This is a genomic window from Caproicibacter sp. (assembly GCF_046707225.1).
Taxonomy (GTDB): Bacteria; Bacillota; Clostridia; order Oscillospirales; family Acutalibacteraceae; genus Caproicibacter.
In genome coordinates, this window is sequence record NZ_JBJKOP010000013.1 from 1 (window position 1) to 20,433 (window position 20,433).

Annotated in this window: 19 protein-coding genes; 11 read left to right on the forward strand and 8 right to left on the reverse strand. The window is 57.0% G+C overall.

Annotated features, from left to right (window positions below):
• Positions 1 to 224 (forward strand): hypothetical protein (locus ACLQ3M_RS01970; protein WP_411676029.1); only part of this gene is annotated, 224 nt, incomplete at its 5' end.
• A gap of 96 nt (positions 225 to 320) precedes the next feature.
• Here ACLQ3M_RS01970 and ACLQ3M_RS01975 read toward each other — a convergent pair.
• Complete coding sequence (locus tag ACLQ3M_RS01975; protein ID WP_411676030.1) at positions 321 to 740, reverse strand: GNAT family N-acetyltransferase; 420 nt, start codon at positions 738 to 740, stop codon at positions 321 to 323.
• Positions 741 to 926: 186 nt separating this feature from the next.
• Here ACLQ3M_RS01975 and ACLQ3M_RS01980 point away from each other — a divergent pair, with 186 nt between their 5' ends.
• The 3 genes from ACLQ3M_RS01980 to pstA all read left to right on the forward strand — a co-directional run bounded on the left by ACLQ3M_RS01980 (position 927) and on the right by pstA (position 3,744).
• Positions 927 to 1,877 (forward strand): phosphate ABC transporter substrate-binding protein, encoded by a 951-nt coding sequence (locus ACLQ3M_RS01980; RefSeq protein ID WP_411676031.1) that lies wholly within the window; start codon positions 927 to 929, stop codon positions 1,875 to 1,877.
• Positions 1,878 to 1,975: 98 nt separating this feature from the next.
• On the forward strand, positions 1,976 to 2,860 hold the full coding sequence (pstC, locus tag ACLQ3M_RS01985) for a phosphate ABC transporter permease subunit PstC (protein ID WP_411676032.1): 885 nt from the start codon (positions 1,976 to 1,978) through the stop codon (positions 2,858 to 2,860).
• Positions 2,857 to 3,744, forward strand: coding sequence for a phosphate ABC transporter permease PstA (pstA, locus tag ACLQ3M_RS01990; RefSeq protein WP_411676033.1), 888 nt, complete (start codon positions 2,857 to 2,859; stop codon positions 3,742 to 3,744). The genes pstC and pstA overlap by 4 nt, the downstream gene beginning before the upstream one ends.
• A 2-nt stretch (positions 3,745 to 3,746) precedes the next feature.
• Here the strand turns inward: pstA and ACLQ3M_RS01995 are convergent, their stop codons facing one another.
• From ACLQ3M_RS01995 to ACLQ3M_RS02015, 5 genes are all read right to left on the reverse strand, one after another.
• A complete protein-coding gene (locus ACLQ3M_RS01995) occupies positions 3,747 to 4,292 on the reverse strand; it encodes a GNAT family N-acetyltransferase (RefSeq protein ID WP_411676034.1) in 546 nt (181 codons plus the stop codon).
• Between the two features lie 133 nt (positions 4,293 to 4,425).
• Positions 4,426 to 4,890, reverse strand: a complete 465-nt coding sequence (locus tag ACLQ3M_RS02000) for a hypothetical protein (protein WP_411676035.1) — start codon at positions 4,888 to 4,890, stop codon at positions 4,426 to 4,428.
• Positions 4,891 to 5,007: 117 nt separating this feature from the next.
• A complete protein-coding gene (locus tag ACLQ3M_RS02005; protein WP_411676036.1) occupies positions 5,008 to 5,799 on the reverse strand; it encodes an ABC transporter permease in 792 nt (263 codons plus the stop codon).
• Positions 5,796 to 6,740 carry an ABC transporter permease gene (locus ACLQ3M_RS02010; protein ID WP_411676037.1) on the reverse strand — a complete coding sequence of 315 codons (945 nt, stop codon included), beginning with the start codon at positions 6,738 to 6,740 and terminating at the stop codon, positions 5,796 to 5,798. The genes ACLQ3M_RS02005 and ACLQ3M_RS02010 overlap by 4 nt, the downstream gene beginning before the upstream one ends.
• Before the next feature lie 105 nt (positions 6,741 to 6,845).
• The gene (locus tag ACLQ3M_RS02015; RefSeq protein WP_411676038.1) at positions 6,846 to 8,411 is read right to left on the reverse strand and encodes an ABC transporter substrate-binding protein; all 1,566 of its coding nucleotides are present in this window, start codon (positions 8,409 to 8,411) and stop codon (positions 6,846 to 6,848) included.
• 574 nt (positions 8,412 to 8,985) lie between these two features.
• Here ACLQ3M_RS02015 and ACLQ3M_RS02020 point away from each other — a divergent pair.
• The 4 genes from ACLQ3M_RS02020 to ACLQ3M_RS02035 are packed head-to-tail and all read left to right on the forward strand — an operon-like array spanning position 8,986 to position 13,156.
• A complete protein-coding gene (locus ACLQ3M_RS02020) occupies positions 8,986 to 10,125 on the forward strand; it encodes a cysteine desulfurase family protein (protein ID WP_411676039.1) in 1,140 nt (379 codons plus the stop codon).
• Positions 10,126 to 10,138: 13 nt separating this feature from the next.
• The gene (gene thiI, locus ACLQ3M_RS02025) at positions 10,139 to 11,317 is read left to right on the forward strand and encodes a tRNA uracil 4-sulfurtransferase ThiI (RefSeq protein ID WP_411676040.1); all 1,179 of its coding nucleotides are present in this window, start codon (positions 10,139 to 10,141) and stop codon (positions 11,315 to 11,317) included.
• Between the two features lie 16 nt (positions 11,318 to 11,333).
• Positions 11,334 to 12,617 (forward strand): competence/damage-inducible protein A, encoded by a 1,284-nt coding sequence (locus ACLQ3M_RS02030; protein WP_411676041.1) that lies wholly within the window; start codon positions 11,334 to 11,336, stop codon positions 12,615 to 12,617.
• Positions 12,618 to 12,640: 23 nt separating this feature from the next.
• Positions 12,641 to 13,156, forward strand: a complete 516-nt coding sequence (locus tag ACLQ3M_RS02035; protein WP_411676042.1) for a hypothetical protein — start codon at positions 12,641 to 12,643, stop codon at positions 13,154 to 13,156.
• Between the two features lie 176 nt (positions 13,157 to 13,332).
• Here ACLQ3M_RS02035 and ACLQ3M_RS02040 read toward each other — a convergent pair whose 3' ends face one another.
• A complete protein-coding gene (locus ACLQ3M_RS02040) occupies positions 13,333 to 14,739 on the reverse strand; it encodes a S1C family serine protease (protein WP_411676043.1) in 1,407 nt (468 codons plus the stop codon).
• A gap of 192 nt (positions 14,740 to 14,931) precedes the next feature.
• Between ACLQ3M_RS02040 and ACLQ3M_RS02045 the strand changes: the two genes are divergently transcribed.
• The 3 genes from ACLQ3M_RS02045 to ACLQ3M_RS02055 all read left to right on the forward strand — a co-directional run bounded on the left by ACLQ3M_RS02045 (position 14,932) and on the right by ACLQ3M_RS02055 (position 16,648).
• Complete coding sequence (locus tag ACLQ3M_RS02045; RefSeq protein ID WP_411676044.1) at positions 14,932 to 15,237, forward strand: hypothetical protein; 306 nt, start codon at positions 14,932 to 14,934, stop codon at positions 15,235 to 15,237.
• 111 nt (positions 15,238 to 15,348) lie between these two features.
• On the forward strand, positions 15,349 to 16,128 hold the full coding sequence (locus ACLQ3M_RS02050; protein WP_411676046.1) for a helix-turn-helix domain-containing protein: 780 nt from the start codon (positions 15,349 to 15,351) through the stop codon (positions 16,126 to 16,128).
• Positions 16,129 to 16,219: 91 nt separating this feature from the next.
• Positions 16,220 to 16,648 (forward strand): CBS domain-containing protein, encoded by a 429-nt coding sequence (locus ACLQ3M_RS02055; RefSeq protein ID WP_411676047.1) that lies wholly within the window; start codon positions 16,220 to 16,222, stop codon positions 16,646 to 16,648.
• Between the two features lie 73 nt (positions 16,649 to 16,721).
• Here the strand turns inward: ACLQ3M_RS02055 and nifJ are convergent, their stop codons facing one another.
• On the reverse strand, positions 16,722 to 20,285 hold the full coding sequence (nifJ, locus tag ACLQ3M_RS02060; RefSeq protein ID WP_411676048.1) for a pyruvate:ferredoxin (flavodoxin) oxidoreductase: 3,564 nt from the start codon (positions 20,283 to 20,285) through the stop codon (positions 16,722 to 16,724).
• Between the last annotated feature and the right edge of the window lie 148 nt (positions 20,286 to 20,433).

Consider the following 20,433-nt stretch of genomic DNA (forward strand, 5'->3'; position numbering starts at 1 on the left):
CGCTGGAACGCGGCGTTGAACGCGTGACCGTCGTCTGCCGATACCAGGGGAAAACGGCGGTGACTCTATCAGGAGACCGCGCGCCAAAGAATGTCGGCGCAAGAGACGGGTCCGGAAAAACAGTTTCACCGGCGCCGTTTTCGAGCTTTGAAGCGCGTTACGCGGACGGGTCCACGGCGGGCATTTCCTTAATGGAGAGCGATTCCTCTGCGTCCGCGCCATAAATGGGCGCGGGCTGCCGGGGAATCATTTTCCGCCCGGTTCATAAAATCACACGTCCATAAAGAGATTCTTACGCTCCGCTTTCGGCGGAGCTTTTTTTATTTTGTAATGGTATACGACATCCCGGCGCCAAACTGGTCGGAGGGATGCCGAATGAATCCCTGCTTTTCGTAGAAAGGCTCCCGGCCGACCGCGGCCATCAGGTTGACGCGAACCATTTCCCCGTCTTCCAGCATGGCGCGCACCTGCTCCAGAATCATCGAAACCATCGTCCTGCCGACGCCGCCGCCCTGATACGCCGGGTCGACCATCACGTCCGCGATGTAAAATACGGTGCCGCCGTCGCTGACCAGCCGCGCGGAGGCGACTGTTCTGCCGTCCGCTTCGGCGGAGACCAGATAGTCGGAGCGGTCGATTGCGGCGCGGGCCTGCCGCTCCGAAACGGATTTCCACCCCACGGCCTGACGAAGACGTAGATAATCCTCGACGGAAAGGGAATGCTTATATTGAAAGTCCATTCTGTTTCCTCCAAATATGATTTTCCCCATTGTAGCACGATTGAGGAAAGGATGGGAAGACCATTTAACCTGCTCTTAACATAAAAATAACACGATAATAAAATTAGCCTAACTTTCCTTTAACGCGAAGCCTTTAAGATGGAAAGCAGAACAGAGAGAAAAGAAAAAATGATAAGGAGATCGTATATGAAAAAGTACCTGTCGATTCTGATGGTTGCAGCTATGCTGATCGGAACAACCGCCTGCTCCTCCGGCACCAACGCGTCCTCCCAGACTCCGTCTTCCCAGGCGGGATCCTCCGAAGCGGCCTCTTCCGCAGCGTCATCCTCCGAAGCGGGCGTTACCGGCAGCTGCACAATTTCCGGTTCCTCGGCGCTGTATCCGCTGGTAAAGAACGCGCTTGACGCGTTTAAACAGACAAATCCGGACGCTTCCGTAACGCTCAATGCCGGAGGTTCCGGAACAGGCCTGAAACAGTCCGCGGACGGCACGGTGGATATCGGGATGTCCGATGTGTTCGCGGATGAAAAGCTGACGGAAGATCAGGCGAAAACACTGGTCGATCACAAGGTTTGCGTCATTACCATGGCGCCGATCGTCAACGCGGACGTTGCCGAAAAGGTTACAAGCCTGACGACTCAGCAGTTAATCGATATTTTTACCGCAAAGACGAAAAACTGGAAAGAAGTCGGCGGACCGGACGAACCCATTACTCTGGTAACACGCCCCTCCACCTCCGGAACACGCTCCCTGTTTAAGAGCTATGCGCTCAACGGCGCGGAGGAAGCCTCGAACAAATCACTGGAAACGGACGATTCCGGCACCCTGCTTCAGACGGTATCCCAGCATAAGGGAGCAATCGGCTATGTCGCTCTTTCCTACCTGATTCAGCCGAACGCCAACATCAAAACAATGGCGATTGACGGCGTGGAACCCACACTGGACAACACCTATGCCGGCAAGTACAAGGTTTGGGGCTACGAGCACATGTACACAAAGGGCGATGCGGCGGGCGTTTCAAAGGCGCTGATTGATTACATGCAGTCCGACGAATACGGCAAGATCATGGAAGGACTCGGCTACAACGTCGCTTCCAAGATGACGGTTGAAAGACAGGATCCGGGCCCTAAAAAATAAGATGCGAAAATTTTCACGATAGAACCGACATAACGGCTGGACCGGCGGGCGAAACCCGTCCGGTCTTTTGCCGGTTTCAAGAATGAAGGAGAAAGAATATGGAAAAAAAAGAAACTGTATGGCGGGGCTTAATTGCGGCCTGCGGTTTGTTCCTGATTCTGCTGACCGTTTCCATCGGCGTCTTCCTGTGCTACAAAGGACTCGGAACCTTTACCCTTTACAAGCATTCGGTGTGGGAGTTTTTGTTTTCCAGCAACTGGAACCCCGCGGATGACTTTCAGGGCGGGGGACAGGTCGGGGCCGCCATCTTCATCGTGGGCTCCGTCAGCATCTGTCTGCTTGCGCTGCTGATCGCGACGCCGTTCAGCCTTGCCGCCGCCATTTTCATGGCGGTCATTTCCCCGCGCGTCAGCAATCGGCTGCTTCAGCCCGCGGTTGAGATTTTTGTCGGAATTCCGTCCGTTGTGTACGGCTGGGTCGGACTGACGGTTCTGGTTCCGCTGATTCAGAAGATCTTCAACCTGCAGTACGGATATTCCGTGCTGGCCGGCGGAATCGTGCTGGCGGTCATGATTTTTCCGACCATTACGAGCGTGTCCGCCGATTCCATCCGGAATATTCCGCGGCAGTACCAGGAGGCGGCCTACGGCCTTGGCTCCACCCGCTGGCAGGTGATCCGCCGCGTGCTGATCCCGGCGGCCCGGCCGGGAATTCTGACCGGCGTCATTCTGGGCCTTGCCCGGGCGTTTGGGGAAGCGCTCGCGGTAGCCATGGTAATCGGCAAGATGAAGGCGTTTCCCACCGGCATTCTGTCGCCCACCAACAACCTGCCGGCGGCCATTGCGTCCGACATGGGAGGCGCGGCGGACGGCGGCGAGTATAACATTGCTCTGTGGACCATGGCGCTTCTGCTGCTGATTATTTCCTTCGCCTTTATTCTGATTGTCCGAAAAATATCCTCCAAGGGGGTGCGCGAAAGATGAACCAGAGGCACCGCAACGCAATTCTGACGGACCGGGTGATGACGGTCGTGCTGTACGGGGTGGCGGGCTTTTTCCTGCTGCTGCTCGCGGCGTTTACCGTTTATATTCTGGGCAAGGGCGTCATGGAGTTCGACGGCTCGCTGCTTGCCTTTAACGCCGAGGGAATCGGAAATCAGTTCTTCAACACCATCTATCTGGTCTTTCTTGCCCTGCTAATCAGCGTGCCGATCGGCGTCGCCGCGGGCATCTATATGGCGGAATACGCCAAGAATGGCAGGCTGACCGGTTTTATCCGAACCTGTATTGAAACCCTGTCCTCTCTGCCGTCCATTGTGGTCGGTTTGTTCGGCTACCTTGTTTTCGTCGTGATGGTTCACGGAAAATGGAGCCTGATGGCCGGCGCGCTCGCGGTTTCGATTCTGAGCCTTCCGCTGATTACCACAACGACGGAGGACGCGCTGCGCGCGATTCCGAATTCCTGGAAAGAAGGCAGCTTCGGGCTGGGGGCGACGCACCGCCAGACGATTCTGCGCGTGATGCTTCCCGGCTGCGTGCCGCGCATCATCACCGGCGTGATTCTCGCGGCGGGGCGCGGATTCGGCGAGGCCGCCGCGCTGCTGTACACGGCGGGCATGAGTACGGATATCAACTGGTCCCGCTGGTGGAAGCTTTCTTCGCCCGTCTGCCCGTTCAACCCGTTCCGTCCGGGCGAGACGCTGGCGCTGCAAATCTGGGCGTCCCGCACAGAAGCGGTTGCCCCGAACGCAGCTCAGGTGGCGGACATGTCCGCGGCGGTGCTGATCATCATGGTCTTTGTTTTCAGCATCGGGGCGCGCGCGATCGGCAACCGCCTGGACCGCAAAATGACCGGCGGAAAAGACTGAGTTTAAGGCTGAGCTTCGTTCAGACGTACCATATGGATATGATCCTCCCAGACGCCGTTGATTTTCAGGTAGCGTCTGGCAACTCCTTCTTCCCGGTAGCCCGCCTTTTCCAGAACCCGCAGCGAGGCTTTGTTGCGCGGCATCACATTTGCTTCGATCCGGTGCAGACCCAGCTCGCGGAACGCGTAGCCGGTCACGGCGGCAACCGCTTCCGTCATATAGCCGCGGCACTGGTTCTTTTCGTCCAGCCGGTAGCCGAGAAAGCACGACTGAAAACAGCCCCGAATAATACCGTTCAGCGCGGCGGTGCCGAGCACGGTTTCCGGCTGTTCGCGGGCAAACAAGTAAAAGCAGATCGAGTCTTCTTTCTTTTCGGCTTCCTCCTGCTGCTCAAGCGCCGCGGTCTGGTACGCGGGCGTATAGAATTCCGGCGCGCGCTCCGGCTCGAACGGACGGAGGAATTCACGGTTTCGCAGATAGTAATTCAGAACATGATGAGCGAGCTCGGGGCGGGCCGGTTTCAGCAGCAATCTTTCGGTTTCAATCATTATTTTTTCTCCATTCTCTTTTAACGGGTTCGAAATAGAACGCCTGTGCTTCCAAACCGGGAGCCCAGGCGTTTTTCATTCATTTTGACGGAAGATCATATCATAGAAGGAGACCCGGTGAAACGGCTTTGCTTTAATCGTCGAACGACAGCACGAGGCTGGAGCGGTCGTTTCCATCCGACGGCGTCCGGATATTGGCGGTAACATCCTGACAGTCCGGCCGGGTGAGAGCCGCCTTGCGAACCGCTAAGAAGATTTTAATGTACAGGGAATCGGCATAAAACCGGTACGCGTCCGGCTGTTCCCCGCCGGAAAGGAAATCATCCGCTTGTTCGGAGGATAGGATGGGGTCGTTCAGATTCACGGTCACACGCAAAGTTCCGCCGTCCTTTGCGCATTGAAGGCTTGACACGGACTGCGCCCCGATTTCATTTTGAAGACTTCGGCCGAGGCCAGCAGCCGTATTATGAAAATAAAACGCTGTGAAAAAGACGGACAGGCAGACGACGGCAAGGAGAACCGCAAAAACCGCGGAGAGAAAGCCGAGCTTTTGTCGGGCGGTGCAGCCGCGCCATCCCGTACGCAAAGAATCAAACATTCTTGTGTCCTCTTTATTTCTCAATTCTCAATTCATGATAGCATCCGCTTTTTAAAATGTCAAATCATAGAAAAAAACAGCCGTCCGGAAAAACCGGACAACTGTTTATCAGTGCGTTTATTTTTCCAGGCTTTCCCCCAGCGCGTGGAACCCCAGCACCGTGACGATCATCATCAGGCCGGCGGAGAGTGTTTCCCACGGGGCGTGGAACAGATAGGTCTGCCCCTCGAACAGCATGCGGCCCCAGCTGGGGGTCGGCGGCTGAATGCCCAAGCCGAGGTAGCTCATGCCGGATTCCGCCAGAATCGCGTTGGAAAGGCCGACGACCACCGCTGGGATCAGCGTCGGAAGCAGGTTCGGCAGAAGGTGCCGGAACATGATTCGCGCGGTCGACGCGCCGGAAACATACGCCGCCTGAATGTAATCCAGATTTTTCAGCCGCATCGCGCCGCTGCGGGTCAGCCGGATAAAGCTGGGCAGGAACGCGATTGCCAGCGCGGGGATGATGGCGAATTTGCCGCCGCTGAATACGGTGACGGCCACCAGCGCCGTCAGTACGGCGGGAAAGGACGAAAGCGCGTCCGTCAGCCGCAGAATGATCTCATCCGCGATTCCGCCCGCAAAGCCGGAAAGCAGGCCCAGAACAACGCCGAAAAAGCCGCTGAGCGCCACCGTGACGGAGGCGACGAGCAGGGAATATCGGGCGCCCGTCACGGCGCGGGAAAAATTGTCCCGGCCGAAATTGTCGGTCCCGAACCAGTGGTGGAGGGACGGCGGCAGAAAGCGATGCGCCGCGTCGATGGCATTGGGATCGCAGGGCGTGTAAAACAGGCTGATCAGGGCCGCGGAGCAGACTAGGCAGATCAGCACGGCCCCGACGCGAAATGAAAACCGGCGATCGTTGTTCATGGCTTCACCCGGATGCGCGGGTCGGCGGCCTGCAGCAGAAGATCCGCCGCGAAATTCGCGAGGACGACCAGAAACGCAAGGTAGACGACGAGCGACTCAAGAAGAGGAAAATCGCGTGAAAGAATGGAGGAAATCAGCAGCCGCCCGACTCCCGGAATGCCGAAAACCTGCTCAATCAGGATGCTGCCGGAAAAGATTTCGGCGACCATCATTCCGGAAAGGGTCAGGAACGGGATCAGTGCGTTTTTCAGCATATGCCGGTACAATACGATATGTTTGGAAAGACCCTTGCTCACCGCCGTGCGGACATAGTCGGCGCCGGATTCCTCCACAAGCGCGGAACGCAGAAATTTCGATGCGACCGCGATGTTCGGCAGCGCGACGGCAAGCGCCGGGAAGATCATGTAACGGAGAAAGCCGGCGGGGCTTTCCTGCCAGCCGACGTAGCCTCCGGGCGAAAAGAAGTGCAGAACCAGGCCGAAAATCCAGAGAAACAGAATCCCGAGGAAAAATCCCGGCATGGAGATGTTCAGCATGGTGACGGAATCCAGCAGCCGGCCGACCGTCGAGCCGCGCTTCTGCGCGGAAAAGACGCCGACGGGAACGGAGACCGTGAAGATCAGCAGAAGAGCCATCAGGGCAAGCGCCGCCGTAACCGGAAGCCGGCTGCCGATCAGCTCTGAAACCGGGCGGGAATACTGAAGCGAAGTGCCCATATTGCCGTGAAGCAGGCCCAAAAGCCACCCGGCGTAGCGCTCCGGCATGCTTTTGTCAAGCCCCAGCTTTTGGTGCAGCTCGGCAAGTGCCTCGGGCGTTGCCTGCGTGCCCAGAATCAGCTGTGCGGGGTCGCCCGGGATCAGGTTGAAAGCCGCGAAAGCCATCACGGATACCAGAAGCAGAGTCAAAAGCAGCGTCAGCAGTTTTTTCAGGTAAAACTTCATAACCGTACCTGTCTTCCTGTGAAAAACATTGAGATCATTTTACGCGTTTGCTCCGGGCACGCATTCACACGGGCCCGTGGCGGACGCGCACGCAGGCGTGGCCTGCTATTTTGCGCGATAGATGGTGGAAGCGTCGAAGACGTACAACGGATAGGGCGTAAAACCGGAGAACTCGTCGCGGAGCACGTTCAGGTTGGCGATATCCTGAATATAGACGCTCGCGGCGTCTTTGGAGAGAATCTCCTGCGCCTGTTTGTAAAGTTCCACGCGCTTGTCCTCATCCGGTTCATTTTCCGCCTGCTTGTAGACGGAATCGAATTCCGGGCTCTTATAGTTCACAAAATTGTTCGATGCGTCCGACAGATAGCGGCCGAGGTAACTGCGGGGCGAAAGAGTGGTGCCGTCGACCGAAATGACGGTCGCTTCGTAATTGCGCTGAGTGTAAACCTCGCTGAGCCATGTGGCAAAATCCACCTGATGAATGGTTGCCGTGACGCCTGCCTTTTTCAGCTCGCTGACCATCACCTGCGCGGTGTCGACGTGGACGGTGTAGTTCGATGGAACCGTGATGGCCATGGAGAAGCCGTTCGGGTATCCGGCTTCGGAAAGAAGCTGTTTTGCTTTCTGCGTGTTCTGGTCGTAGGCGTGGGTCAGGCTGTCGTCAAAATACTTTTTCAGGCCGGGAATGACCGGAGTCCCCGCGCGGACCGCCTTGCCGAAATTGACCGCGCTGATGATCTCGTTGGGATTGAGGGCGTAGCTGACCGCCTGGCGGACTTTCACATCGTCGAAGGGCTTCCGGCTGTTGTTCAGTCCAAGCATTTGGACGGAGTTGGAGTTTGCCTGAATCAGCCGGAACCCGCTGCCGATCTGCGAGGCGACGTTGTTCGCGATGCTGGCGCCGTCCACGCTGCCGCCCTGAAGATCCATTAAGAGGGCGTTGGAGTCGCTTTCCAGCTTGAACGTGACCTTGTCGAGCTTCGGCAGGCCTTTCTGCCAGTAATCCGGGTTCTTTTTCAGAATCAGCGACTGCTGGGGGGAGTAGGATTCGAATTCAAACGGGCCCGTGCCGATGGGGTGCGTGTCCTGCTCCGTGTAGCCTTTCGGGACAATCGCGCTTGTAAGGTAGGGCAAAAACTCATAGTCCGCCTGTTTCAGATACACGACGACGGTCGAGGCGTCCTTGATTTCCACCGACTTGATCTTGGCGAGGTCCGCGACCAGCAATTTGCCGCCGGAAAGGCCCGCGGCGGTGTCGAGCGAATATTTTACGTCGTCCGCGGTCACGGGGTTCCCGTTGTGGAACTGAATCCCCTTGCGGATGTGAAACGTGTAGCTGGTTGCGTCCTTGGACATTTCGTAGCTTTGGGCGACGGCGGGAATCAAATTGCCGTCTTTATCCGGCTTGACCAGGCCCTCGAAAATATTGAACAGAATGCTGCGGGTATCCGCAGTAGCGGCAAGGAACGGGTCCAGGTGGTCGGGCTGGGTCTGCATGCCAAATACAAATTCTCCGCCGGAGGCCTGCGAGGATTGCGCCGAAGAAGAGGTCGGCGCGGCGGAAGAGGAGGACGAGGAAGCCTCGCCGCCCGAGCCGCAGGCCGCAAGCGGCAGCAGAACGGCCGCCGTAAGTACGGCGGATGCAATCTTCCGGATGAAATCTTTTTTCATATCTGTCTCCTTATAAAACGGAATTAGCCGTATTCAAATCTTGTACGAAAAACGGCGGAACATTCCCCCGCTTTGAAATTTGCGCGAATTTGCTTTTTTTCGTTCCGCAATCCGCGGATTTCAAAACACCGGACCGGGTACAGCCCCCGCCGCATAAAAAAAACCACACTCCGGGAGCATACGCCCGGCGGATACGGCGAAATCCGCTCAAAGCTACGCATTTTACCCGGACTGCGGTCATATTATGGCAAACTAAAAAAGAAGGATAGTAATCCTGCGGAGGGTCCCAGTGCCGTAACCATATCCGAAAAATCCTGCGGGACGGAGGAGCGCCATTTTGTGCGCAATCCTGTTGCGCACCCTTTTTCTCCTTCTTCGCTGCACCGCCGGATAATTCCGTCATTTTGATACTATGATAAACGCGGGTTAAAACTTTGTCAATAAAAATCGGTCATTTTCTAAGAAAAATTAACGGAATGAGGGACTCGTTTCACTGCGCGGAATGAAACCGTTGCCCGAAAAGCGGACTGGGTGTATAATAAACCCAAACTGATTTTAATGGAGGCTTTTCGCTTTGAGCGAGCTATATTTCGACAATTCCTCCACGACCCGCGTGTGCCGCGAGGCCGCAGAAAAGGTCATGGAGACCATGACGGAAAACTACGGCAACCCGTCTTCCCTGCATTCGCTCGGCTTTCGGGCGGAGCGTGCGATGGATGAGGCGCGCGCGGCGGTGGCCGCGCGGCTCGGCGCGGAAAAAGAGGAAATCTATTTTACCTCCGGCGGGACAGAGAGCAACAACATCGCGCTGTTCGGCGCTGCGCATGCCCTTAAAAAACGCGGGAACCATATTGTAACGACGCAAATCGAACACCCTTCTGTTTTAAACGTGATGAAACGGCTGGAGCAGGAGGGCTTCCGGGTTACCTATTTAAAGCCCGATTCGTTCGGGCATATCACCGCCGAACAGATTACCGGCGCGGTGAACGGTGAGACGATTCTGGTCAGCCTGATGTGCGTGAACAACGAGGTGGGCAGCGTCCTGCCCGCAGAGACGGCCGCTCAGGCGGTGCGCGCGGCGGGGAGCCCCGCGCTCGTCCATGCGGACGCGGTGCAGGCGTTCGGCAAGCTGCCGCTTCGCCCCCGCCGGGCGGGAATTGACCTGATGAGCGTGAGCGCCCACAAGATTCACGGGCCGAAAGGGGTCGGCGCTTTGTATGTGCGCCGGGGCGTCCGCTTGGAGCCGCATGTTTTCGGCGGGGGTCAGGAAAAGAACCTCCGCCCCGGAACCGAGGGGATGCCGCTCATCGCCGGATTCGGCGCGGCGGTCGGCGCTTTGCCGGAGGTCCGCGCGGAGCTTCGCGCGATGGAAGAGCTGAACGCGTACTGCCGGGGAAAGCTTGAAACGATTCCGGAAGTCACATTCAATTCCGCGCCGGACGCGCTGCCCTATATTTTGAATTTCTCCGCCGTGGGCGTGCGGGCGGAGACCATGCTCCATTTCCTTTCCGACCGGGGAATTTACCTTTCGTCGGGTTCCGCCTGTTCCCGCGGAAAGGAAAGCCATGTGCTATCCGCCATGGGCCTTGCGAGGGAACGCATCGCTTCCGCTCTTCGGCTGAGCTTTTCGCGCTATAACACAAAGGAGGAAATCGACGTTTTTGCCGGCGCGCTCCGGGAGGGCCTTTCCGGCCTGACCCGCCGCCCGCTCTGACGCGAATCAACGTATGAAAGAAATTATTCTGCTCAAGCTCGGCGAGGTTGTGCTTAAGGGGCTGAACCGCCGCAGCTTTGAAGAAACGCTGCTGAAAAATATCCGGCGCAGGCTCGACGGACTCGGTTCCTTCGAGGTTCACGAGCGCCAGTCCACCATCTATGTGACGCCGAGGGACGAGGACGCAGACCTTTTCACCGCGCAGGAGCGGCTTTCCAAAGTGTTTGGAATCGCCTCGCTGACCCGCGCGTGCGAAGTCGAGAAGAAGATGGAAACGATTCTGGACGCCGCCGCGGAGTATCTGCGCGGGCCGCTTTCCGCGGTAAAAACCTTCAAGGTGGAAAGCAAACGCTCCGATAAGCAATTCCCGCTGAATTCGCCGCAGATCTGCAACGAAGCCGGCGGATATCTTTTGTCGAAGTTTCCGAATCTGAGGGTGGACGTCAATCATCCGGATTACACCGTCCGGATTGAAGTGAGGGACGCCGCCGCGTATGTTCACGGCAACGCGGAACGCGGCGCGGGGGGCATCCCGGTCGGCACGGGCGGAAAGGCCGCGATCCTGATCAGCGGAGGAATCGACAGCCCGGTCGCCGCGTGGATGATGGCGCGGCGCGGCGTGGAGCTGACCGCCGTCCACTTTGCCAGCCCGCCCTACACCAGCGAGCGCGCGGAGCAGAAGGTTCGCGATCTGCTCACGAAGGTCGGGGCCTACGCGGGCCGCATGACGATGTTTACCGTGCCGTTCGCGAAGGTGCAGGAGCAGATCATGGCGAACTGCCCTGAAGAGCTTTTCACCGTTATCATGCGCCGCCTGATGATGCGGTGCGCCGAGAAAATCGCCCGGAACGAGGACTGCGGGGCGCTGGTTACCGGCGAAAGCCTGGGGCAGGTCGCAAGCCAGACGCTGGAAGCGATCGTCTGCACCGACGCGGCGGCGAACATGCCGGTTTTTCGTCCCTTGATCGGGATGGACAAACGGGAAATCGTTGAAATTTCGTCCCGCATCGACACCTACGAGCTGTCCATTCAGCCGTATGAAGACTGCTGCACGGTGTTCACGCCGAAGCACCCCAGAACCAAGCCGGCGCTCAAATATGTGGAAAAGGCGGAGGAAGCGCTCGACTGCGCCGCGCTGGTTGACGAGTGCGTTGCGAATGTGAAAAAGACGCCGATTACGCCGCTGGGATAAAGGAGAAGCAAAAAGAATGAACGCTGAAATTATATCCGTCGGGACTGAGCTGCTGCTCGGGCATACCATTAACACGGACACGGCATTTGTCGCGCGGGAACTGTCGGCGGCCGGCATCGGCCTGCTGTATTCCTGCACGGTCGGCGATAACCCGGAGCGCCTGAAAGCCGCCGTCGAGCTTGCCCTTTCGCGCAGCGACGTCCTCATTACCACGGGAGGGCTCGGGCCGACGGGCGACGACCTGACCAAAGAGACGGTTGCGGCCGCCGCGGGCAAAAAGCTGGTCCTGCACGAAGAAAGCTTTCGCCGGATCGAGGAGTATTTCAAGGGCCGCGTCCTGGGGGAAACGCAGAAAAAGCAGGCGATGCTGCCCGAGGGCTGCACCGTCTTCCGAAACGACTGCGGAACCGCGCCGGGCTGCGGCTTTACGACGAATGCGGGAAAGAGGGTCGTCATGCTGCCCGGCCCGCCGTTCGAATTGCTCCCGATGCTGAAAAATTACGCGATCCCCTACCTGACGCAGGCGGAAAATGCCGCGATTGTGTCGCGCATCGTCCGGGTATTCGGGCTGGGCGAAGGGTATGTGGCGGAGCTGATCGACGATCTGTGCGCCTGCCCGAACCCGACGGCGGCCACCTATGCCAAGGAGGGGGAAATGTTCGTGCGCGTGACCGCGCGCGCCGCGGATGAGGCGGCTGCCGAAGCGATGTGCGAACCGGTTGTCAGGGAACTGCAAAAACGCCTCGGCAGCTTTGTTTACGGCCTTGACGTCGAAAGCCTGGAGGAGACCGTCGTGAAAGAGCTTGCCGCACGGGGAAAGACGGTCGCGACGGCGGAATCCTGCACGGGCGGGCTTCTCGCGAAGCGGATTACGGATATCCCCGGCGTTTCCAACGTGTTCCACATGGGCTGCGTCACCTATGCGAATGAGATCAAGACCATGCTGCTGGGCGTGCCGGAAGAGACCCTGCGGCAATACGGCGCGGTCAGCCCGCAGACGGCTGAGGCGATGGCGCGCGGGATCAAAGAAAGGTCCGGCGCGGATTACGGAATCGGCATCACCGGCGTGGCCGGACCGGGCGGAGGAACGGAAGAAAAACCGGTCGGGCTTGTCTATCTTGCCCTGTGTGACGGCGACGGCGTGAAGATCCGCGAGATGCGCCCGGCGGGGCGCTACCGCGGGCGCGGGTACCTGCGGGGCCTGGCGGCTTCCAACGCGCTCGACATGCTTCGCCGCAGCCTGCAGGGGCTGGGCGGCGTGGAACAGGCCGCGTATTCTCAAATGAAAAAAGGCGGCTAGAAAACAGGCGGGAGGAATGGGAAATGGACGCGGGGCTTTTGTTTTACTGTTCCAGACGGACTTCCGTCTGTGAAAAGCTCATCCGGCGCTCGGCCGGATGGTTTCAGCTGCCGCTTGTTCAGGTGAGAGTCTGCACGCGGGAAGAACGGCTGAATCCGAATATGGCGGCGCTTTTGAAAGACGCAGCCGCGGTCTTTGTCGTCAGTGAGGCCGTCGCGGGCCGTCCGCTTTGTTCGGCAGCCCTGTTCCGCACGCTTCGCGTGCCGATCGGCGGGGACGGCGAGCCGGCCGGGGTGCTGAAACTGGCCGGAAGGGAAACAACCGGATATCTGGTGGAGAGCCAAGACCGCGCGATCCTGATTCTTCCGGACGACCCCAGCGAGATTTTGGAAATGCTGCCCGCGGCGTTTGAGCGGCTGAAAAAGAAATTCGGGCTCAGCGGCGAAATTCCGAAACAAAAAGAAATACGCTTTGTGATTCCGACTGATGAAGAGGACGCTTCGCCGGAGCAGCCGGCAACGCTTCCGGAACCGGGATGACGGCGACGCAGTACGAATACGGATTTTATGAGAAAACCGGGAGTGTATATCAAGTTTTCGACGGTTGAAAACGCGGGTTGATTCCTCAAAAACAGCTCTGAGCGAAATTTCGCTCAGAGCTGTTTTTGAGATTGGACTAAATTGTGGACCTTAACGGCGCCATTCGATTTACAGGGTTATTTTCCGGTAGCCTGAGAAAGCTTGACGGTCGCCGTAAAGGTTTGGCCGGTCAAAGCGCGCTCAACGGTGAGCGTGACCGTGTCGCCGGGCTTTTTCTTGGCGATTTCACCGGTGATTACGTTCAGGCTGGTAACGTCGGTTCCGTCAATCTTTGTGATGACGTCGCCTTTCTGGATACCCGCGCTGGTGATCTCCGTGCTGGTGACGGAGGAAACGTACATGCCGGTCGGCAGGCCGTAGAAACGGGAGGTCATGCTGTCGATATACTGGCCGGATATTCCGAGAACCGCGCGGTCCTTCACATAGCCGTACTGTTTTAAGTCGCTGATAATCGGCTGAGCCTCGTTGATCGGGATGGCAAAGCCGAGTCCCTCATAGCCGGTGGCAACGATCTTGGAGGAGTTGATTCCGACGACCTGCCCCTTCATGTTGACCAGCGCGCCGCCGGAGTTGCCGGGGTTGATGGCCGCGTCGGTCTGGATGCACTTCATGGTGTAGCCGGTTTCGGAATTCGTGATTTCACGGTTCAGAGCGGAAACATAACCGATGGTGACCGTGGAATTGAATTCCAATCCGCCGGGGTTGCCGACCGCCATAACCTGGTCGGCAACCTGCAGGTCGCTGCTGGAGCCGAAATCGGCGGCCGTCAGACCGGTTGCGTCTATTTTAATGACCGCGAGGTCCGTGACGCTGTCGCTGCCGATCAGCTTCGCCTGATAGGTCTTGCCGGTGGAAAGAATCACTTTCAGGGAAGACGCGCCGTCGACCACGTGGGCGTTTGTGATAATGTAGCCGTCGCTGGTTGCGATGATTCCGCTGCCTTCGCTTGTGGGGGAAACCGATCTGTTGCTGTCGCCGGAGCCGAAGTTGCCGGCGGTGTAGGCCGCATTTTGATTCACCTGATAGTTCTGAATGCATACAACCGAGGGAACGACCTTGTTCGCAATCTGCTCCAGCGTCAGGGCCCCAGATGTGCCGGTAGTGGTTGTGCTGACCTTGCCGGAGGCGTTTCCGTTTTTCATGATGGTAAACGCCGGAGGCGTGCTGCCGGAATTCAGCTTGACCGTTCCGTTTTCAATCAAAAAGGCAAACCCGGCGACGGAGCTTGCGGAAACGACAAGGCAAGCCGTCAGTCCGGCGATAATATTCCGAACCGTATGCTTTTTCCGTTGCTTTGGTTCTGCCTCCACGGGGTAAACCACGGGGGGGGACGGCTCGGCGTAATGATCCTGCGGGGTCGGTGCGCCTGGGGAGCGATAGGAGTGATAGCAGTCGCCCTGCCATACGGTCTGGTTAGGCTGTTCGGAAGAATCCCTCCAGTCACTGCGATAATCTGCGCCATAATTCTGATTGACAGAAATACCGGATTTATCTTCGCGGTCCTTTCTGAATGGATTCCTCATGACGATCATCCTTTCTTGTTTGTTTGATCTTATTATCGCGGATGACTGTGAAAAAGATATGATAACTAATTGATATTTTTATGAATAAAAAAATAAATTTATGTTAAGACGACAACCCCCCCTCGTTGACGGTCTGTCTTTTTGGAGTATAATAAAAATACACCGTATTCGGGTGAAACGGAGGAATTGTAAATGGGATACAACCAGATTTTTGACTTGTTTCTGGGCCTTTCGGGGGTTTACATGCTGTACTGCGGATTTACGGGGAGAGGGTCGCTCTACAGGACCGACCATGTGAAAAAGGGGATGGAGGAAAAGTACACGCAGGTGATCCGCTGGTTTTGCCTGCCGGGCGGCTTTTTTGCCATTGCGGCCGGAGTTCTGGATTATTGCCGGATCACGCCTTATGATAAAATTCTTACCATCGTATTCGCTGTTTTTGTGATTGCGTTTGCAGTGATGATGATCAGGCTCACCGAACAGAACACGGGCCGATGAAACTCGCCCGGCAGGGTGAACCCCACAGCGCAACCGTTGGTTGACAGATTTCAAGCCGTACTTGGTGGAAACCGGCGGCTTTTTCTTTTATAATCATTGCGAGGTGATACGATGGAGTTCGCGGATCGGCTGCAAAAGCTGAGAAAATGCCGGGGATTGTCGCAGGAGAATCTTGCGCAGGAGATGGGTGTTTCCAGACAGGCGGTTTCCAAGTGGGAATCCGGGCAGTCGCTGCCGGAAACGGAAAAGATGATTGCGCTCAGCGACCTTTTCGGGGTTAGTCTGGATACCCTGATAAAAGGCGCGAAAGAGGATAAAAGCGAAGAAGGAAGCCCGCGGGAATGTGCTTTTCATCGGTACAACCGGCATTACGAGTATAAAAGCACTCGAAAGCTGTTCGGTCTTCCGCTGGTTCATGTAAACTTGGGGCGGGGACTGTACACGGCAAGGGGCATTGTGGCGGTCGGGAACATCGCGTTCGGCGCGGTGTCCGTCGGCGGAATCTCTGTGGGAATTCTGGCTCTGGGGGGTCTGGCGTTCGGCATGCTGGCCGTTGCCGGATTTTCTGCGGGGCTTCTTCTGGCGATTGGAGGTGTCGCCGTCGGCACAGTCGCGGTCGGAGGCTGTGCGGTTGGAATTCTGTCGGTCGGCGGCCTTGCGGTTGGGAAATACGCGCTTGGCGGCTGTGCGCTCGCATCGGATATCGCCGTGGGCGGCTATGCGAGCGCTCATATCGCTGTCGGAGACACGGTCCGCGGGGCGTACCCTTTCGTAATTCGGGATCAGGATTGGAACGGTTACCGCACGGAACAGGCGCTGCGGCTCATCCGACAGGAATATCCCGCGCTGTGGGGCCCGCTGCTTCACCTGTTCACCGCTTTGCTCGGCTGACCTGTGCCTACGGCGTTCAAACGCGGCAATTTTTCAGGCTTTTGCATAATCACTCCGCTTCCGGTTAGGCTACGAATGAGGTGGAGCAAAAATGAAGGTTAAGGATATTATGACCAAGGATGTTGCCTGTGTCGGTTCGGAAGATACCGTGGAACAGGCGGCGAAGCTGATGAAACAGTACCGTGTGGGGTCGATTCCGGTTTGCAGGCAAAAAGAAGTGATCGGCATCGTCACCGACAGGGATATTACCCTGCGGGCGACTGCTCAGGGACAGGAAACCGCGGACCGCAAGGTAACGGATGTCATGAGCACACACCCGGTGGTAGGAACCCCTGAGATGGATGTTCACGAAGCCGCAAAGCTCATGAGCGACCAGCAAATCCGCAGGCTGCCGATCGTCGACCACAACAGCCTGGTCGGAATTGTGGCGCTCGGGGATATCTCCATCGATCCCGCCTTCCAGAACAGCGCGGGTGAGGCGCTCAGCGGGATCTCACAGCCCGGAGAAAGCCAGATGTAAGAAAAATATTTTTAAGCGCAAAAAGCCCCCGTACGAAAAACCGTACGGGGGCTAATTTCAGTGATCGTCGGAATTACATCTTTGCGAGCTTTTCGAGGTGCTCGTAATCCTCTTTTGCAACTTTTTCGGCTTTCTGGAACAATTTCTCGGCACGCTCCGGGAAGGCGCGGGTCAAAGAATTGTAACGGACTTCGCCCATGATAAAGTCGCGGTAGGATTCCGTCGGAGCCTTGCTGTCAAGCTGGAACGGATTCTTACCCTCTTCTGCCAGACGGGGATCATAGCGGAAGTTCTTCCAGTAACCGGAAGCAACAGCCTTTTTCTCCTCCAGCTGAGAAGTGCCCATGCCGGTCTTGATGCCCTGGTTGATGCAGGGAGCATAAGCGACGATCAGGGACGGGCCGTCGTAGTTTTCGGCTTCCGTAATCGCCTTGATGGTCTGGTTGTAGTCGGCGCCCATCGCGATGTGAGCGACATAGACATAACCGTAGGTCATGGCCATGCCCGGCAGATCTTTTTTCTTCGTGGATTTACCGGTCGCGGCGAACTGCGCGACGGATCCGATCGGGGTGGACTTGGAAGCCTGCCCGCCGGTGTTGGAGTACACCTCGGTGTCGAATACCAGGATGTTGACATTCTCGCCGGAAGCAAGGACGTGGTCCAGTCCGCCGTATCCGATATCGTATGCCCAGCCGTCGCCGCCGAAGATCCACATGGATTTCTTCGCAAGATAATCCTTGTCGGCAAGCGTCTTCTTGGCAAGCTCGGCAAGCTCGCCGCTGCCGGAAGCAGCTTTTTCAAGTTCCGCAATCATCTTGTCGGCCGGTGCGCGGTTTTCAAGGCTGCTGTCAAATGTATCGAAATACTCTTTGCAGGCGCTCTTGAGGGATTCGGATGCTTCGCCGGAAGCTTCGATTGCCTTGACATAGTCGGAAAGTCTTCCGCGGATGGCCTTGTTGGCAAGAGCCATGCCGTAGCCGAATTCCGCGTTGTCTTCAAACAGGGAGTTGTTCCACGCGGGGCCGAAGCCTTTTTCGTTCTTTGTGTACGGAGTCGCCGGTGCGGAGCCGCCCCAGATGGAGGAGCATCCGGTCGCGTTGGCGATGTACATCCTGTCGCCGAACAGCTGTGTTACCAGTTTCGCGTAAGGAGTTTCGCCGCAGCCCGCGCAAGCGCCGGAATATTCAAGCAGCGGTTTCTTGAACTGGCTGCCCTTAACGCTTGTGGGCTTAAATTTCGCGGCAACTTCCGGTTTTTCAGGAAGTGATTTGCCGTAATCGGCATATTTCTGGCCGTCCAGCTGCGTGTCCATCGGCTTCATGGCGAGGGCTTTCGCGCCCTTCATGCCCGGGCAGATGGTTGCGCAGGAACCGCAGCCGGTGCAGTCCAAAGAGGAAATCGTAATGCCGAATTTGTAGCCCGGCATCAGCGTCATATCCTTCATCTTCATGCCTTCCGGAGCCTTGGCAGCTTCGTCAGCCGTCATAACGACCGGGCGGATGACTGCGTGCGGGCAGACGTAAGAGCACTGGTTGCACTGAATGCAGTTATCCGGAATCCATTCCGGAATATCGATTGCAATGCCGCGCTTTTCATAAGCGGAGGAGCCGGACGGAACGGTGCCGTCCGCCATCTTCATGACGTCGGAAACCGCGATTTCGTTGCCCTTGTAACGGTTTGCCGGAATCAGAACCTTGTTGACGTACTCGACAAGATCCTTGTCGTCGCCGGTTGCCTGCGGCATAACGGAATCATCGACCGCGTTCTTCCAGGAGGCGGGAACCTCCACCTTTGTGAAGTCGGAAGAGCCGCGCTCAATCGCCGCGTGGTTCATTGCGACAACCTTTTCGCCCTTTTTGCCGTAGCTCTTTGTGGCTGCGTCCTTCAGGTACTGAATGGCCTGGTCCTTAGGAATAATGTTGGCAATCGCGAAGAACGCGGACTGCAGAACCGTGTTGATGCGGGCGCCGAGGCCGAGTTCCTTGCCAAGCTTTACGCCGTTGATGGTATAGAAGTTGATGTTGTTGTCGGCAATATATTTCTTCATCTTGCCGGGCAGATGCTTGTCAAGCTCTTCGACGGTTTCCCATTCGCAGTTGAGCAGGAAGCTTCCGCCGGGCTTGATATCCTGAACCATGTCGAAAGACTCGACATAGGATGGCTTGTGGCACGCAACGAAGTCAGCCTTCGTAACATAGTAGGAGGATTTGATCGGCTTGCTGCCGAAACGCAGATGGGAAACCGTCAGGCCGCCGGATTTTTTGGAATCGTAGGCGAAGTATCCCTGCGCATACATATCGGTGTGATCGCCGATAATCTTAATGGAGTTCTTGTTTGCGCCGACGGTGCCGTCCGCGCCCAGACCCCAGAATTTGCAGGAATGAGTCCCCTTTGCGGTGGTGTCCGGATTTTCCTTTACTTCCAGCGACAGGTTGGTTACGTCGTCGTTAATGCCGATCGTGAAGCGCTGTTTCGGGGAAGCTGACTGCATGTTGCGGTACACCGCGACGATCTGGCCCGGGTTCGTGTCCTTGGAGCCGAGGCCGTAACGGCCGGTGTAAACCGGGGTCGTTTCAAACTCGGAGCCCTTCAGGCCCGCGACGATGTCGAGGTACAGAGGCTCGCCGATGGAGCCGCGCTCTTTCGTGCGGTCAAGCACGCTGATCTTCTTGACGGTCTTCGGCAGAACGTCGAGCAGATATTTCGCGACGAACGGACGGTACAGGTGAACTTTGACAAGGCCGACCTTTTCGCCTGCGGCGTTCAGGTAATCGACGACTTCTTCCGCGCACTCGCAGACGGAGCCCATGGCAATGATGACTTCCGTCGCGTCCGGCGCGCCGTAGTAGTTGAACGGTTTGTAATCGGTACCGAGCTTCGCGTTGACCTGATTCATGTAGTCCACGACGACTTCGGGGAACTCGTCATAATGGCTGTTGCTGGCCTCGTTCACCTGGAAGAACAGGTCGTCGTTTTCGCTTGTGCCCTTTGTTACCGGATGTTCCGGGTTCATTGCGCTGCGGCGGAATTTTTCAACAGCATCCCAGTCGAGCATTTCCGCAAGATCCTTGTCGTCCCAGATACGAATCTTCTGGATCTCGTGAGAGGTGCGGAAACCGTCAAAGAAGTGCATGACGGGCATGCTGCCTTTGATGGCGGAAAGATGAGCGACGGCGCCGAGGTCCATGCACTCCTGCGGGCTGTTGGAGCAGATCATGGCAAAGCCCGTCTGGCGGCACGCGTAAATATCGGAGTGGTCGCCGAAAATGCACAGAGCCTGCGTCGAAAGGGAGCGTGCCGAAACATGCATCACGGCCGGAAGGAATTCGCCGGCGATCTTGTACATGTTCGGGATCATCAGCAGAAGGCCCTGGGAAGCGGTGTACGTGGTGGTCAGCGCGCCCGCGGCCAGAGAGCCGTGAACCGCGCCGGAGGCGCCGCCCTCCGACTGCATCTCTGTAATCTGGACCTGACGGCCGAACAGGTTTTTCTTTCCTGCGGCTGCGTACTTGTCCGTCTCATCCGCCATTACGGAAGAAGGCGTGATCGGGTAGATGGCGGCAACGTCGGTGAAGGCGTAAGACACATACGCGGCGGCGTTGTTGCCATCCATGGTTTTCATTTTTCTTGAATCCATAGTCCTTATTTTCCTCCTTACGGATAATTGATTCCGTTTGGCACAGCACAAAAGTCTGTACTTGTTTAGAGTTTAACATCTTTTACATTCCATGTAAAGGAAAATTATGAAAAATCGCACGGAAACCAGCAAAATAATTATAGTAAAA